This window comes from Haemophilus haemolyticus M19501, from assembly GCF_000222025.1.
In the GTDB taxonomy this organism is placed as follows: domain Bacteria; phylum Pseudomonadota; class Gammaproteobacteria; order Enterobacterales; family Pasteurellaceae; genus Haemophilus; species Haemophilus haemolyticus_G.
Map to the genome: position 1 here is coordinate 1 of NZ_AFQO01000001.1, position 17,103 is coordinate 17,103.

The following is a 17,103-nucleotide window of genomic DNA, read 5'->3' on the forward strand; positions in this document are numbered from 1 at the left end:
TTGCTGAGTTAGCTGCAGAAGTTGCAGATTTACCGGCTTCAGTTGCGGAATTTGCAGCAGAAGTTGCTGAGTTCTGAGCAGAGGTTGCAGAGTTAGCTGCTGAGGTTGCAGAGTTAGCTGCAGAAGTCGCTGAGTTAGCCGCTGATGTTGCTGAGTTAGCTGCAGAAGTTGCAGATTTACCGGCTTCAGTTGCGGAATTTGCAGCAGAAGTTGCAGAGTTAGCCGCTGATGTCGCTGAGTTAGCCGCTGATGTTGCTGAGTTAGCAGCAGAAGTTGCAGAGTTAGCCGCAGAGGTTGCAGAGTTAGCTGCTGAGGTTGCGGAATTTGCTGCATTACTCGCTGCCGTTTCTGCTCGAGCAACTGATTTATCGATCTCAACTAGTTTATCACTTACTGTTTTTGCGGCTGCTTTAGCATCAGCAATAGATTTCTTGGATTCAGCATTTAATTTATAAGTTACAGCTCCGTTTTCATAGGCAACCTCTAATCCATCGCCAGCCTTGAAATCAAGCGTATTATTAGCATTATTAGCTGATGATGTGCCATTGTTACGCATGGTTTTAATATTCGTGCCATTTACTTGGAAGTTATATTCCGTTTTAGCAATTTCATCAGCTGCTTTAATTACATGGTAAAGTTGTGAACCAGTAATAGCATCACTAGAATTTTCAGAGATCTCGCCTGCACCAACGTTTTGGATTTGTCGTTTAACATTGTCATTACCAAAACTTACAGTGCCATTATCGGTTGCGGCAACACCTTTAGATAGCGTAGTGTCTCCGATTTTCATATCACTTACTGCATGCTTAGTAGATGTACTTGAAGATTGACCAATAGCAATATCACCAGAATTATTAGCAACTGCACCTTGCCCTAAGGCAATACCATTATTTGCACCAGAAGCAACATTAGCACGGTCACCAATGCTAATCCCTGTAGCTGCCTCTGTTTTAGCACTGTTACCTAAAGTAATAGAATAACTGGCAGCAGCTTTCGCTTGTGCACCATTACCAATTACAATAGCTTGATTTGCACCACTTTCAGATTTTGCTTGATTATCTGTTTTATTATCTCCCAAGCCACCAATCACAATAGATCTTGAACCATTGGCTGTTGCCTCTGGACCGATCGCTACAGTTCTATCGCCTCCTGCAGTTGCATATGCACCAATGGCGACAACCCTTTCTCTCGTTGCACTTGCATTTTGACCAATAACAACAGAATTTTCTCTTGTTGCAGTAACATTTGTACCAATAGCAACGGTATTTTCTCTTTGTGCATTTACACTACTACCGATTGCAACAGTATCTTCACCTCCAACTGTTGTTTCATTACCAATCGCAATACTGTTATCTGAGCCTTTCCAAGCTCTATTAACAACGTGGCTTCCTGTAATACTTGTATTATTACCTAAGGCAATAGCATTGCTTGCCCAGTTCACAGTACTTTTATTACCGATAGCAATAGAGTTATCAGGTTTTAGTGAATAAGGAGTACTGGCTAGAAGTTTTGCATTAGTACCGAATGCAATTGAGTTTGTTGCACCTTCAACTTGTGCTTGTCTACCAATCGCAATACCATTTAAAGCTTCTCGATATTGATTTCCCCAGTAGTTATTAACATTTGCTCGAGAGCCGATAGCAATAGAATCAGCAGCTAAGGCATTAGCATATACACCAACAGCAACAGATCGAGAACCTTGAGCACCAGATTTTTCTGTAAATTTACCCAAGTTATCACTAAATGCCCCTCCTGAGTTTTTTGTTTCAGCCTCTACTTTTGAGTCCTGAGCTGTAAGCCAATCGTCCCAAATACCAGTCTTATTAGTTTTATCCCCTTCTGAATTAACATGCACAAAACCTTTATAGTGCCCTAACATTGTGTTTAATGAACTTACTGCATCTATAGCAGATAAAACTCCAGAGTTGAGAGTTCCTTCTAACGCCATATTTTTTAAAATGCCACTATCTGCATCATAAACAGCAGCTACGCCCTGCTTAGGGATGTCATCGTAATTGATTGCAGCATAAGAAACACTACTTGCAAGAATAGAGGTAACTAGTGTAGCCAGAATAGATACAGGGAGTGTTTTGTTATTTTTTTCCGAGCTAGATGTTGAGCTAGCTTTAACTGAACCTTTCGCTAATTCTGAAACAACCTCTAGTCTCTGTGTTGTTTTATTCCAAATGATTTTAAATATACGATTCATAAATAAATAACCTTTATTTCAGGGGTATAAATAACCCGCATATTTTTAACGTATTTTCTAGATAGTGACGTTTAAATAAGTGTGAGATAAAAGTTCGCGATTATATATATATATATATATATCAATATATTGATGCTTATTTTTTTGTAAAGATTTGTAAAGATTTGTAAAGATTTGTAAAGATTCGTAAGAAAAGAAGAGGTTCAAATTAACTTCATAAACATAATGTGACAACTAATTATCAATTCAATAAATAAAATGTAAATTAAATTTACATTTTTATAAATTTTGATTGACAAGGAATGAGCTCCTTATTAAAATGCGCGCCCTATTCCTTGTGATACAAAGTTTATTCCTCCTTAGTTCAGTCGGTAGAACGGTGGACTGTTAATCCATATGTCGCTGGTTCAAGTCCAGCAGGAGGAGCCAATTTTTCTTTTGGTTTAGAGTTTGTTTGTCTCCTTTTACAAATTCTAAATTAGCAACCAAAAGATTTTGAGCCCATCATGTTGATGGGCTTTATTTTTAACTTCAAAATAGGATTTTGCTTCCGCCAGTGGAAATAGTTGTTCCATACAACAAGCTCAAGGCAAAAAATAACATTATTCCACCCGCCATTAATTTCACGATACTTTCGCCTTTTCCTTTCGTATGTTTTGAAGCATACCAACGCCCTAAGTGAATGGCGGTATTTCGTGCGTAACGTACAATCCCAGCGAAGGCTGACAGCATAAGTCCTGTGCCGAAAGACATGGCTAATACAGCTAAAATTCCCCAGCTATAAAGATCAAGCATATAAGCTAAAAATAAAACGAAAATTGCACCGCTACAAGGGCGCATACTAATTGTTAAAATCACGAGAAATTGTGATTTTAGATTGGTTGCTTGTGCAGTTTGCGTGGGGCTTGGCAAATGTTGGTGTCCACAACTACATGTGTTTGGCTGAAAAGTGCGGTTATTTTTCACCGCACTTTTTTCGTGTAGGGGGAGGGGATTTAGAGATTTTATGGCTAATTTAGCTTTTTTACGATAGGTACGTAAACCTTGCCAAATCCAATAACAGCCGAGAAATACCAATAATAGCAAGGCAGTTCGTTCTAACCAAAGCTGGCTTAATTTGAAATAACGTGATGATAGATTAAGTACTACAACGAGCAATGTTGTTGCTGTAATCGCGACAATGCCTTGCATTAAGGAAGAAAGTAAACTCAAGATAGTACTTTGTTTTAATTGGCTTTCATGAGTAGAAAGATAGCTGGCGATAATAAATTTGCCGTGTCCCGGACCGAGCGCGTGTAATGCCCCATAAATGAAACTAGCAAAAATAAGCGTGATGCCTGCCTTGATGCTATTATTTTGAATTTGGTGTAAATTTTCCGAAATAAGCTGATTAAAATCTTTTTGCCATGCAGCAATATGTAAGAAAAACCAAGGGGAAAAATAGCCAAATAAGGCGAGTGCAATCACTAATATCACGAGACCAGTTTTATATTTTTTCATTTCTACTCACATTGAATTATTATTTTTTGCGCGAACATTACGCCTAAGGAATCATCTTCGTTCTTTTGGGATTTATCAAGTGAAGATGCGTAGGATTGGATTTTTTCATCCACATTAGGTTCAATTAATTTTCCTTGGCAATTTTTCGGAAGTGCGGAAAAATCTACCGCACTTTTTGAGGCGTAAGTCATTGCCACATAATAAGTGGGATCGTAAGTTTGTAAGCTAAATGTGTTTTTTTCTAACTTTTGAGAATGGGCGAGTGGCACATCAAAATAATATTGAAGTTGTAAGCTTTGAACGTTAATGCCGTAATTTTTTGGGTGAGGGGAATATTTGATTTTATTATTCTGAGCATCATATAGATAGCTAAAATAATGTTCACTGACGATATTTCCCATGACATCATCAAGAAGTTTTTGTTTCTCCGCTTTAGTTCTAGCTTGTTTCATATCATAAATAATCGCAGACGAACTTGGTTCATCCAACGTCCATTTCATTGAAAAGCCAGTAAGTTGATTATTTTCTATAATGGGCGTGCTTTGCATATCAATAAATGCGTGAGGGTGAGCTAAAACACCACAACTAATGAATAGACCGAGTAATAATGAATACGTTTTCACAAAAAATCCTAATTATTTTGAATGATAGAATTTGAAGTTGTTTATTCTACACGCAAAAACGAATTTTTCTGTCAAAAATGTTGATGTAAATCAAAAAAACTCTCAATAGCATTTCCCTCGTCTCTGAATATTCAGTAACATAGCCCCCGTCAAGTGATTGCTTGATATTCATAAAGTTCCTAAATAAAATAATCATAAATATAGCTAAACTACTTTCCTGCCACCCGTTTCGGGTGGTTTTTTTTATCTAAGTCGAAAGATGCACTCTTGCATTGTGCATTTATTCTTATTATGATCAACTCGAGTATAACCAAGAGAATAATAGATGTTTAATTTAAAGCGTGAGCATTTTAGAGATGATTATCTTTATAGGTTTTATCAATATGGTGATGCTCATAGTAAGATTCCTTCTAATTTATCTAAAGTATTGGCAAGAAAATTGGATATGATAAGTGCTGCAGAAAACATCAATGATTTACGTTCTCCGCCGGTTAATCACTTAGAGTTGCTTGAGCCAAAAGAAAATAAAATTTATTCCATTCGAGTAAATAAACAATATTGCCTAATTTTTAAATATGAGAATAACGAAGTAAATAATTTATATTTAGATCCACATTCTTATAATTTATAAGGAAGATAATATGATGACGAGAAAACCCACTTCTGTTGGTGAAATTCTACAAGAAGAGTTTTTAGAACCTTTAAGTCTTAAAATTAATGATTTAGCTCAAATTTTAGATGTACATCGTAATACGGCAAGCAACATTGTTAATAATAGTTCACGAATTACGCTAGAAATGGCAGTTAAACTAGCTAAAGCATTTGATACTACGCCTGAGTTTTGGCTTAATCTGCAAACACGTATTGATTTATGGGAGCTTGAACACAATAAACGTTTTCAACAAAGCCTTGCGAATGTTAAGCCCGCTCTACATCGGCATGGCACTTCTGCATTTGCAATGTAATTTAAGTCCTAATGTGTCTATTTAATTTAGAGAATACTTCACTCTAAATATTTACAAGTGGTTAGGTTTCGCCAAACTTTTGTAAAATCTGTCCACTTGTTTTCTATATTTTCGCCCTATTTTCCAGTAGAATAGGGCGAATTTTTTTGTGAGGAATTATTAATGTCATCTCAATTTGTGTATACGATGCATTGTGTCGGCAAAGTTGTGCCACCGAAGCGTCATATTTTGAAAGATATTTCTTTAAGCTTTTTCCCTGGTGCTAAAATCGGGGTTTTAGGTTTAAATGGTGCGGGTAAATCGACTCTTTTACGCATTATGGCGGGCGTAGATAAAGAGTTTGAAGGGGAGGCTCGTCCACAACCAGGAATTAAAATCGGTTATCTTCCGCAAGAGCCAAAACTCGAGCCGCAACAAACCGTGCGTGAAGCAGTGGAAGAAGCGGTTTCTGAAGTGAAAAATGCACTTACTCGTTTAGATGAAGTGTATGCGCTTTATGCGGATCCTGATGCAGATTTTGATAAATTAGCGGCAGAACAAGCGAACCTTGAAGCCATTATTCAAGCACACGATGGGCACAACTTAGATAACCAATTAGAACGTGCCGCAGATGCATTACGTTTACCAGATTGGGATGCAAAAATTGAGCATTTATCAGGGGGCGAACGTCGCCGTGTGGCACTTTGCCGTTTATTGCTTGAAAAACCAGACATGCTCTTATTAGACGAACCAACTAACCACTTAGATGCGGAATCTGTGGCGTGGTTAGAACGCTTCTTACACGACTACGAAGGCACTGTTGTCGCAATTACCCACGACCGTTATTTCTTAGATAACGTGGCTGGCTGGATCTTAGAGCTTGACCGTGGCGAGGGCATTCCTTGGGAAGGTAACTATTCTTCTTGGTTAGAGCAAAAAGAGAAACGTTTGGAACAAGAACAAGCAGCTGAAAATGCACGTCAAAAATCCATTGCGAAAGAGTTGGAATGGGTTCGTCAAAATCCAAAAGGTCGCCAAGCAAAAAGCAAGGCGCGTATGGCTCGTTTTGATGAATTGAACTCTAGCGAATATCAAAAACGAAACGAAACAAATGAACTCTTTATTCCACCAGGTCCACGCTTAGGCGATAAAGTCATTGAAGTGCAAAACTTAACCAAATCTTATGGCGACCGCACTTTGATTGATGATTTATCATTTAGCATTCCAAAAGGCGCAATCGTTGGTATTATCGGGGCAAATGGTGCAGGTAAATCAACCTTATTCCGTATGTTGTCAGGTCAAGAGCAGCCAGATAATGGATCTATTACAATGGGCGAAACCGTTGTACTTGCTTCGGTGGATCAGTTCCGTGACGCTATGGATGATAAGAAAACCGTGTGGGAAGAAGTGTCTAATGGGCAAGACATTCTCACTATCGGCAACTTTGAAATTCCAAGCCGTGCTTATGTTGGACGTTTTAATTTCAAAGGGGTAGATCAACAAAAACGCGTGGGCGAATTATCGGGTGGGGAACGTGGTCGTTTACACTTAGCGAAACTGCTACAACGTGGAGGTAACGTACTGTTATTGGACGAACCAACCAATGATTTGGACGTTGAAACCTTGCGTGCCTTAGAAAATGCGATCTTAGAATTCCCAGGCTGTGCAATGGTGATTTCCCATGACCGTTGGTTCTTAGATCGTATCGCAACGCATATTTTAGACTACGGCGATGAAGGTAAAGTGACGTTCTACGAAGGTAACTTCTCAGACTACGAAGAGTGGAAAAAGAAAACCTTAGGCGATGCAGCAACTCAGCCACATCGTATTAAATATAAACGTATTGCGAAGTAATTTAGATTGAGAAAGTGCGGTGGATTTTGACCGCACTTTTCTTACTTTTTTGGGAGTGATTATGCTAATTCATTTACATATTTTTTTCGCCTTTTTAAGTTTGGTATTGTTAGTAATTCGTGGTGCAATGCAGCTTAATGGTAAAAATTGGCGTTCGATAAAATTATTAAAAATTTTACCTCACTTATCAGATACCTTGTTGATTGTTTCTGGTGCCGTCATTTTATATCTCTTTGTTTTTGATATTGAATGGTGGTTGATAGCTAAATTCGCATTACTGATTTTGTATATTCTGTTTGCTGCGAAATTTTTCAGTAAAAAGGTTGTGCAACCAAAACCTATTTTCTTTTGGCTTGCTTGCGTAAGTTTTATTGGTGCGATGTTAATTGCCTATTTAAAATAACACGATGCCATCTCGCCATCTTCAAATTTTAATCTGCAAAACCTTGCCACTTGTGCCTGATAACGTTTTGATTATCGGCGAAAGTGGCATAGCTTTTTCTAAAGCAACGAATTTGCTTGGACAAGAATTTGAACATATTTTATTTGATGGACGAAATGGCATTCATCTTGAAGCGCTGGCTATTGCAGCTGGAACACTGAAAATGGGTGGCACACTTTGTTTAGTGTTATCTGATTGGGAAAATTTATCTCAGCAACCAGATCAAGATAGTTTACGTTGGAATGGAAATCAGTCAGCGATTGCTACACCTAATTTTATTGATCATTTCAAACAGTGCATTGAACGCTATTATTTCCCTATTTTAAGAGAGGAAAGTGCGGTTGAATTTCCCCATGTTTTTTATTCTAACGAGCATCACAAAAATGCCACGTTAGCGCAACAACAAATTATCGAGACTATTTTACAGGCTGAGCAGGATATTTATTTTCTAACCGCCAAGCGGGGAAGAGGGAAATCGGCATTATTGGGGATACTTACTAACCAAATTCAAGCACCAGTTTATCTCACTGCACCGAATAAAAGTGCGGTACATTCGGTTATTGAATTTTCAGAACGAGAGATAGAATTTATCGCCCCCGATGAACTGGCTATTCGGTTACAAAATGAACCTGAATTTAGTCAATCTGCTTGGTTGCTCGTAGATGAAGCTGCGATGATCCCATTGCCATTATTGCAACAATATTCTCAATATTTTCAACATATTGTTTTCAGTACTACAATTCATAGCTACGAAGGAACGGGGCGTGGTTTCGAATTAAAATTTAAACGGAAAATTCGCCGCACTTTTCAGCATTTTGAGCTTAAACAGCCTCTACGTTGGCAAGAAAATGATCCCTTAGAACATTTTATTGATGATCTTTTGTTGCTAAATGCCGAAGATGATTTTCAGCACTTCGACTATAGCGATATTACTTATAACATTGAGGAAAACGCTAAAAACCTTTCCTTCCCCTGCTTGCGGGGGAAGGTGCCCGCAGGGCGGAAGGGGGACTTAGATATAGCCAGCCCCCCTCAGCCTTCGGTAGCACCCCTCACAAGCAAGGGCAGCCAAGGGGAATATAGTCATCAATTTTTCTTTCGAAATTTTTATGGGTTAATGACGATTGCTCACTACCGCACATCGCCACTCGATCTTCGCCGTTTACTTGATGGAGAAAATCAACGTTTTTATTTTGCCGAATATCAACAGAATTTGCTCGGTGCAATTTGGGCATTAGAAGAAGGAAATATGGCAGATGATGAGTTGATTATTCAAATTCAACAAGGCAAACGCCGTCCGAAAGGGAATCTGGTGCCACAGGCATTATGTTTCCATGAAAATTTATCCCACGCCTGTAAATTACGATCTTTACGCATTTCTCGTATCGCGGTTCAGCCAAATTGGCAAAAACAAGGTATTGGTCAAAATCTAATGAAATTTATGGAAAATTCAGAAGTGGATTTTCTTTCGGTAAGTTTTGGTTACACTGACGAACTCGCAAAATTTTGGCAAAAGTGCGGTTTTGTTTTGGTGCATTTAGGCGAACATCAAGAAGCGAGTAGTGGTTGTTATTCAGCGATTGCCCTTAAAGGTCTTTCCAAAGAAGGCTTGGCTTTAGTTGATACTGCACACAAACAATTTCAGCGTAATATCCCTTTATCTTTTCATCCGTTCGCCATAAATTTTGAACAAAATAATCTTGATTGGGTGCTTGATGAGTTTGATTGGATTAGCTTAAAAAACTTCGCTAATTTTTACCGCACTTTATTTTCAAGCATTCCTGCAATAAGGCGTTTATTAAAATTAGCGGGCAAAGAAAGTTTCCCATTAATTTCCGCTTATTTAACAAAAAAACAACTTCCCATTAACAAGAAAAAAGGCGTAGAATGGCTACGTTTAGAAATTAAACAATATTTAGAGCGAGGAACTTTATGATAGAACAAACCGCAAAACCAAAAGGCTGGTTTAAACGCGCACTTGAAAAATATGACAATTTCATTAAAAAATGGGGTTTAGATCAACCGAATTGTAGCTGCGTGCCTATATCAGCAACAGAAGATGAAAATGGTAATTTGAAGAAAGAAGAATCTTCTTTAAAGAAATAAATATTAACTGTTTTTTTAAACAGTAAGTTTATTGAAAGATAATTCAAATTCCAGTACACTATGCGTCAATTTTTATACAAGATTGACGCATTATTTATATTTATGAAAACGGCTTTTTTCCAACCTGATATTCCAACCCAACCTAATGATCATAAAATTTTAGGCAATGTCTTACAAGGTGCTGATGCACTGGCGATTAGTGAAATTGCAGAGCAAAATCAAAATTTAACTGTAGTAGTCACACCAGATACGCGAAGTGCGGTGCGTTTATCACGTGTTTTATCGGAATTAAGCAGCCAAAATGTATGCCTTTTTCCTGATTGGGAAACCTTACCTTATGATACCTTTTCTCCCCATCAAGAAATTATTTCCTCTCGTTTAAGTGCGCTTTTCCATTTACAAAATGCGAAAAAAGGCATTTTCTTATTGCCGATTTCGACATTAATGCAACGCCTTTGCCCGCCGCAATATTTACAACACAATGTACTTCTGATTAAAAAAGGCGATCGTTTGGTCATCGATAAAATGCGCTTACAATTAGAAGCAGCGGGTTATCGAGCTGTGGAGCAAGTATTAGAACACGGCGAGTACGCAGTTCGTGGTGCTTTGTTGGATCTTTTCCCAATGGGAAGTGCGGTGCCTTTTCGTCTTGATTTTTTTGATGATGAAATTGATTCCATTCGAACTTTTGATGTGGATACGCAACGTACTCTTGATGAAATCAACTCAATTAACCTTTTACCAGCGCACGAATTTCCAACGGATGATAAAGGGATTGAATTTTTCCGTGCACAATTTCGTGAAACCTTTGGCGAAATTCGTCGAGATCCCGAACATATTTATCAGCAAATCAGTAAGGGTACCTTGATTTCTGGCATTGAATATTGGCAGCCACTTTTCTTTTCTGAAATGGCGACGTTGTTTGATTATTTGCCAGAACAAACGCTGTTTGTGGATATGGAAAATAACCAAACGCAAGGCGAGCGTTTTTATCAAGATGCCAAACAGCGTTATGAACAACGTAAAGTGGATCCAATGCGTCCGCTTTTATCGCCTGAAAAATTATGGCTCAATGTTGATGAAGTTAATCGCCGATTGAAATCTTATCCACGTATTACATTTAAAGCGGAAAAAGTGCGGTCATCAGTACGCCAGAAAAATTTACCTGTTGCCGCTTTACCAGAAGTGACTATTCAATCCCAGCAAAAAGAACCATTGGGGCAATTACGCCAATTTATTGAGCATTTTAAAGGAAATATACTGTTTTCGGTGGAGACGGAAGGTCGCCGAGAGACTTTGCTTGATTTGCTTTCAGCGTTAAAACTTAAACCAAAACAAATTCAATCTTTGGAACAGGCTAAGAATGAAAAATTTAGCTTGTTAGTCAGCTCTCTTGAACAAGGTTTTATTATTGAACAATCATTTCCTGTTGCGATTATTGGCGAAGCTAATTTACTTGGCGAACGTGTTCAACAACGTTCTAGAAATAAACGTAAAACGATTAATCCTGACACACTTGTACGCAATCTTGCCGAGTTGAAAATAGGGCAACCAGTTGTGCATCTTGATCACGGTGTGGGACGTTATGGCGGTTTGGTTACCTTAGATACAGGCGGAATTAAAGCAGAATATTTGCTACTAAATTATGCCAATGAATCAAAACTTTATGTGCCAGTGACTTCATTACATTTGATTAGCCGTTATGTTGGTGGTTCTGATGAAAGTGCGCCATTACATAAATTAGGTAACGAGGCTTGGGCGAAATCACGCCAAAAAGCAGCGGAGAAAATTCGTGATGTAGCGGCAGAGTTACTAGATGTTTATGCACAACGTGAAGCGACAAAAGGCTTTGCCTTTAAATATGATCGTGAAGAATTTCAACAATTTGCTGCAACTTTTCCTTTTGAAGAAACCTACGATCAGGAAATGGCAATTAATGCGGTAATTTCTGATATGTGTCAGCCAAAAGCAATGGATCGCCTTGTTTGCGGTGATGTGGGTTTTGGTAAAACTGAAGTGGCAATGCGCGCTGCCTTTTTGGCTGTGATGAATCATAAACAAGTAGCAGTGCTAGTGCCAACCACATTGTTAGCTCAACAGCATTATGAGAATTTTAAAGATCGTTTTGCGAACTTGCCTGTGAACGTAGAAGTGTTATCGCGTTTCAAAACTGCAAAAGAACAAAAACAAATTCTGGAAAATCTTGCAGAAGGCAAAGTCGATATCCTAATTGGTACCCATAAATTAATTCAATCAGATGTCAAATTTAACGATCTTGGCTTGTTGATTATTGATGAAGAACACCGTTTTGGTGTAGGGCAAAAAGAGAAAATCAAACAGCTTCGTGCGAATATCGATATTCTTACCCTAACGGCAACGCCAATTCCTAGAACCCTTAATATGGCGATGAATGGTATTCGTGATCTGTCCATTATTTCTACACCTCCTGCGCGCCGATTAAGTATTAAAACCTTCGTTCGCCAGAATGATGATCTTGTTGTACGAGAAGCGATTTTGCGTGAAATCTTACGTGGCGGGCAGGTTTATTATCTCCACAATGATGTTGCAAGCATTGAAAATACAGCAGAAAAACTGACCGCACTTGTGCCAGAGGCGCGAGTGATTGTGGGGCACGGACAAATGCGAGAACGTGAGTTAGAACGTGTGATGAGTGATTTTTACCATCAGCGTTATAACGTATTAGTTTGTTCAACCATTATCGAAACGGGTATTGATGTGCCAACGGCAAATACCATTATTATTGAACGAGCGGATCATTTTGGTTTGGCTCAGTTGCATCAATTACGTGGACGAGTCGGGCGTTCACATCATCAGGCTTATGCGTATTTGCTTACGCCACCGCCAAAAATGATGACAAAAGATGCCGAACGTCGTCTAGATGCCTTGGAAAATCTTGATAATCTTGGGGCTGGTTTTATCTTGGCAACTCACGATTTAGAGATTCGTGGCGCTGGCGAATTGCTCGGTAATGAACAAAGCGGACAAATTGAAAGCATCGGTTTTTCGCTTTATATGGAATTATTGGATGCAGCGGTTAAAGCGTTAAAAGAAGGGCGAGAACCATCATTAGAGGAATTGACGCAACAACAAGCGGATATTGAATTGCGCATACCTGCTTTATTGCCAGATGATTATTTAGGTGATGTGAATATGCGTTTATCCTTTTATAAACGTATTGCCGCAGCAGAGAGTAAATCAGAGTTGGACGAGTTAAAAGTCGAGTTGATAGATCGATTTGGATTATTGCCTGACGCGACAAAAAATCTACTGCAAATTGCAGAGTTGCGTTTATTGGTTGAGCCGTTAAAAGTTGTGCGAATTGATGCCGGAACGCAAGGCGGTTTTATTGAGTTTTCAGCAAAAGCACAAGTGAATCCCGATAAATTTATTCAATTAATTCAAAAAGAACCTATTGTGTATCGCTTTGATGGCCCATTAAAATTTAAGTTTATGAAAGACCTATCAGATAACAAAGTGCGGTTAGAATTTGTGGTGGATTTGTTAAGAACGATTGCGGCATAAAAAGAAGTCCGATCATTGTGATCGGACTTTTTTCTTAAATATATCAAGTAGATTATTGCACTAATAAATAGAAATTACTGTTACCTCGTAAAATATTAAGTGCAACTGCTGACGGTTCAGTTTCAAGCACTTTATTTAATTCACGAATGTTTTCGATCATTTGACGATTAATACCAATAATAATATCGCCCGCTTTTAAACCACGTTGTGCAGCCAGCGAATTAGGTTGAATTTTTGTGATTTCAATGCCTTTAACGCCTTTTGCATCGTAGTCTTTCAATGTTGCGCCATCTAATGCAGGCAACTCAGTTTTTGAGGAAAGTTGGCTGCCATCATCCGCTTGTAATTTCACTTTAACATCGTGGGATTTCCCATCGCGTAAGTAAGTCAAGCTAATCTCTTTGCCTGCACCAGTAGTTGCAATTTTTGCACGCATTTCAGCAAAACTTGAGATTTTTTGACCGTTCATCGCCGTGATAATATCGCCCGCTTTAAGACCTGCTTTTTCAGCGGCAGATTTCGGTAAAACTTCGCTCACAAATGCGCCTTGTTGCGCGCTTACATTAAAGGCTTTGGCTAAATCAGCATTGAGTTCGCCACCTTTAATACCAAGCAATCCGCGACGCACTTGACCAAATTCTAAAATTTGTTGCACTAAATTGCTTGCTTGATTACTTGGAATCGCAAAGGCAATTCCTGCATTGCCACCGCTTGGCGAAATAATTGCGGTATTAATTCCAATAAGTTCGCCATTTAGATTGACTAATGCACCACCCGAATTACCGCGGTTTACGGCTGCATCGGTTTGAATGTAGTTTTCATAAGTACCACTGTCAGAGCCTGTTGAACGACCTAATGCAGAAACAATACCTGATGTCACCGTTTGACCTAAACCAAATGGATTACCAATTGCAACAGTGAAATCGCCTACGCGTAATTTGTCAGAATCAGCAAATTTGATTTCTGTTAAATTACTTGGTTTTTCAAGTTGAACTAACGCAATATCTGATTGTTCATCTTTACCCACTAATTTTGCTTTAAATTCACGGCCATCTTGTAATTGCACGGTAATTTTATCAGCCCCATCAATAACGTGATTATTGGTTAAAACATAACCTTTGCTTGCATTGATAATGACGCCAGAACCTAAACCACGGAAGTTACGCTTTGACTCTCCACGTCCACCAAATTGTTCGGCAAAACGATCCCCAAAGAAGAATTTAAATTCTTCAGGAATATCATCTTGGAAAGGAGAACGAGAATCTACTTTGGCTTTCCCTTCAACGGAAAGCGTCACCACCGCAGGTTGAACTTTTTCTAACATTGGTGCAAGACTGTTTTGTTCCGAAATAAAACTTGGCAAAGTGGCTTGGGCAACAAATGATGTGCTTAATACACTTAATCCAAGTGCAATGCTATTTAATACAAAACGTGTTTTTTTCATAAATACTCCAAAATAAGGTTTCAGATAACGTGGTCTATAAGACAAAAAAATAAAAAAAATGTTCAATAATAGGAGAGTAGATTATCTTGTTAAAAAGGAAATCGGAGCAGTACAAAAACGCCTTACAAGTAGCAAATTCTATAAATTTATGTTCTAATACGCGCAATTTTCTAGTCAATAAAAAGGTCAAAAAATGAGCTGGATTAACCGAATTTTTAGTAAAAGTCCTTCTTCTTCCACTCGAAAAGCCAATGTGCCGGAAGGCGTGTGGACAAAATGTACTTCTTGTGAACAAGTACTTTATAGTGAAGAACTTAAACGTAATCTTTATGTTTGCCCGAAATGTGGTCATCATATGCGTATTGATGCACGTGAGCGTTTATTAAACTTATTGGACGAAGGTTCAAGCCAAGAAATAGCGGCAGATTTAGAACCAAAAGATATTTTAAAATTTAAAGATCTAAAGAAATATAAAGATCGTATCAGTGCGGCGCAAAAAGAAACGGGCGAGAAAGATGCGCTAATTACTATGACAGGTACACTTTATAATATGCCAATTGTTGTGGCTGCATCGAACTTTGCTTTTATGGGAGGTTCAATGGGTTCTGTGGTTGGTGCAAAATTTGTTAAAGCAGCTGAAAAGGCAATGGAAATGAATTGTCCGTTTGTATGTTTCTCTGCAAGTGGCGGTGCACGTATGCAAGAGGCCTTGTTTTCTTTAATGCAAATGGCAAAAACCAGCGCGGTGCTTGCCCAAATGCGTGAAAAAGGTGTGCCATTTATTTCAGTATTAACGGATCCGACCTTGGGCGGCGTATCAGCAAGTTTTGCGATGTTAGGGGATTTAAATATTGCAGAACCAAAAGCCTTAATTGGTTTTGCTGGTCCTCGTGTTATTGAACAAACCGTACGTGAAAAACTCCCAGAAGGTTTCCAACGCAGTGAGTTTTTACTTGAGAAAGGGGCAATTGATATGATCGTCAAACGTTCAGAAATGCGTCAAACTTTGGCAAGTGTACTGAGTAAACTAACTAACCAACCTTCTCCTTTTGTAGAACCTGAACTTATTTCAGAAGATGAATAATATGCAACTTAAAGCCACTTCGCCACTCGCTGAGTGGCTTTCTTATTTAGAAAAAAGCCATTTTAAACCCATTGATCTCGGTTTAGACCGTATTAAATCCGTGGCAGAAAAATTGGATTTACTTCATCCCGCCCCTTATGTGATAACGGTAGGTGGGACGAATGGTAAAGGCACGACTTGCCGCTTATTAGAAACGATTTTGCTTAATCACGGATTACGTGTGGGCGTGTATTCTTCGCCCCATTTGTTGCGTTATAACGAGCGAGCACGCATTCAAAATCAAGATTTGCCCGATGAAGCACATACAGCCTCTTTTGCTTTTATTGATGAAAACAAAACAGAATCGCTGACTTATTTTGAATTTAGCACCCTTTCTGCATTGCATTTATTTAAGCAAGCAAAATTAGATGTGGTGATTTTAGAAGTGGGGCTGGGCGGACGTTTAGATGCGACCAATATTGTGGATAGCGATCTTGCCGTGATTACTAGCATCGATATTGATCACACTGATTTTCTTGGGGATACCAGAGAGGCTATTGCTTTTGAAAAAGCAGGAATTTTCCGCAAAAATTGCCCTGTCGTGATTGGCGAACCCAATGTGCCGCAAATAATGCTCGATCAAGCTGAAAAATTACATTGCCAAGTTTCTCGACGTGATGTGGATTGGTCGTTTGAGCAAAATGCTGAAAATTGGCAATGGCAAAATAAAAAAGTGCGGTTAGAAAATTTACCGTTTTGTCAGATTCCATTGGCAAATGCCGCAACGGCTCTAGCAGCCGTTCAATACTTGCCTTTTGATATTTCAGAACAGACTTTGCGAAAATCTTTGCAAGAGGTTGAACTGGTTGGTCGTTTTCAAGCAATAAAAGCAGATAGACGCAAAAAATTATCGGATTACCTTAGCGTACCAGTTGAAACCTTGCCAACAATCATCGTTGATGTGGGGCATAATCCTCACGCTGCAAAATATTTATCTGAAAAATTGACCGCACTTAAACGTAACATCGAGGGCAAAATAATTGCCGTGTGTGGGATGCTAAAAGACAAAGATGCAAATGGGGTATTTTCGCATTTAACGCCTATTATTGATGAATGGCATTGTGTAACCTTAGGCGGCTATCGCGGGCAGTCGGGCGATGAATTAGCAGAGAAATTGAAAAGCCATTTCCCAGATATTCAAGCTACATCAGATAATTCTGTTATGGATGGTGTGCGTACAGCACTTAAAAGTGCGGTAAAAAATGATGTTGTTTTAGTCTTTGGATCTTTCCACACCGTTGCCGAATTTTGGGCTGTGGTGGAATAAAATTTATCATTAAAACAAAGGGCTGATCTTTAAAATCAGCCCTTATTT

13 protein-coding genes and 1 tRNA gene are annotated in these 17,103 nt (G+C 38.7%); 10 read left to right on the forward strand and 4 right to left on the reverse strand.

Going from position 1 to position 17,103, the window contains the following annotated elements; genetic code table 11:
- The coding region (locus GG9_RS0108380) for an ESPR-type extended signal peptide-containing protein (RefSeq protein ID WP_032825011.1) at positions 1–2,209 on the reverse strand (2,209 nt) is incomplete at its 3' end.
- Positions 2,210–2,562: 353 nt separating this feature from the next.
- Between GG9_RS0108380 and GG9_RS0108385 the strand changes: the two genes are divergently transcribed.
- Positions 2,563–2,638, forward strand: a tRNA-Asn gene (locus tag GG9_RS0108385).
- Positions 2,639–2,740: 102 nt separating this feature from the next.
- Here the strand turns inward: GG9_RS0108385 and zevB are convergent.
- Together zevB and zevA are read right to left on the reverse strand one after the other, a co-directional pair.
- Positions 2,741–3,709, reverse strand: coding sequence for a zinc transporter permease subunit ZevB (gene zevB / locus GG9_RS08375; protein WP_005629789.1), 969 nt, complete (start codon positions 3,707–3,709; stop codon positions 2,741–2,743).
- A gap of 2 nt (positions 3,710–3,711) precedes the next feature.
- Positions 3,712–4,332, reverse strand: a complete 621-nt coding sequence (gene zevA / locus GG9_RS08370; protein WP_005629791.1) for a zinc transporter binding subunit ZevA — start codon at positions 4,330–4,332, stop codon at positions 3,712–3,714.
- A 325-nt stretch (positions 4,333–4,657) separates the two neighbouring features.
- On the opposite strand from zevA, the gene GG9_RS08365 reads away from it, so the two are divergent.
- The 7 genes from GG9_RS08365 to mfd all read left to right on the forward strand — a co-directional run bounded on the left by GG9_RS08365 (position 4,658) and on the right by mfd (position 13,221).
- Positions 4,658–4,963, forward strand: a complete 306-nt coding sequence (locus GG9_RS08365) for a type II toxin-antitoxin system RelE/ParE family toxin (RefSeq protein WP_005629794.1) — start codon at positions 4,658–4,660, stop codon at positions 4,961–4,963.
- A gap of 10 nt (positions 4,964–4,973) precedes the next feature.
- Complete coding sequence (locus tag GG9_RS08360) at positions 4,974–5,297, forward strand: HigA family addiction module antitoxin (protein WP_005629796.1); 324 nt, start codon at positions 4,974–4,976, stop codon at positions 5,295–5,297.
- A gap of 162 nt (positions 5,298–5,459) precedes the next feature.
- A complete protein-coding gene (ettA, locus tag GG9_RS08355) occupies positions 5,460–7,130 on the forward strand; it encodes an energy-dependent translational throttle protein EttA (protein WP_005629798.1) in 1,671 nt (556 codons plus the stop codon).
- 61 nt (positions 7,131–7,191) lie between these two features.
- Entirely contained in the window at positions 7,192–7,533 is a 342-nt protein-coding gene (locus tag GG9_RS08350) for a SirB2 family protein (protein ID WP_032825012.1), read from the forward strand.
- 4 nt (positions 7,534–7,537) lie between these two features.
- The gene (locus GG9_RS08345; protein WP_005629801.1) at positions 7,538–9,508 is read left to right on the forward strand and encodes a tRNA(Met) cytidine acetyltransferase TmcA; all 1,971 of its coding nucleotides are present in this window, start codon (positions 7,538–7,540) and stop codon (positions 9,506–9,508) included.
- Entirely contained in the window at positions 9,505–9,678 is a 174-nt protein-coding gene (locus GG9_RS09560) for a DUF5363 domain-containing protein (protein ID WP_005629803.1), read from the forward strand. The genes GG9_RS08345 and GG9_RS09560 overlap by 4 nt, the downstream gene beginning before the upstream one ends.
- Positions 9,679–9,780: 102 nt before the next feature.
- Positions 9,781–13,221 (forward strand): transcription-repair coupling factor, encoded by a 3,441-nt coding sequence (gene mfd, locus GG9_RS08340; protein WP_032825017.1) that lies wholly within the window; start codon positions 9,781–9,783, stop codon positions 13,219–13,221.
- A gap of 52 nt (positions 13,222–13,273) precedes the next feature.
- On the opposite strand, the gene GG9_RS08335 is transcribed toward mfd, so the two are convergent.
- Positions 13,274–14,665 (reverse strand): DegQ family serine endoprotease, encoded by a 1,392-nt coding sequence (locus tag GG9_RS08335; RefSeq protein WP_032825013.1) that lies wholly within the window; start codon positions 14,663–14,665, stop codon positions 13,274–13,276.
- Between the two features lie 193 nt (positions 14,666–14,858).
- On the opposite strand from GG9_RS08335, the gene accD reads away from it, so the two are divergent.
- Complete coding sequence (gene accD, locus GG9_RS08330) at positions 14,859–15,749, forward strand: acetyl-CoA carboxylase, carboxyltransferase subunit beta (protein ID WP_005629810.1); 891 nt, start codon at positions 14,859–14,861, stop codon at positions 15,747–15,749.
- A gap of 1 nt (position 15,750) precedes the next feature.
- Positions 15,751–17,055 (forward strand): bifunctional tetrahydrofolate synthase/dihydrofolate synthase, encoded by a 1,305-nt coding sequence (folC, locus tag GG9_RS08325; RefSeq protein ID WP_032825014.1) that lies wholly within the window; start codon positions 15,751–15,753, stop codon positions 17,053–17,055.
- Positions 17,056–17,103 lie beyond the last annotated feature (48 nt).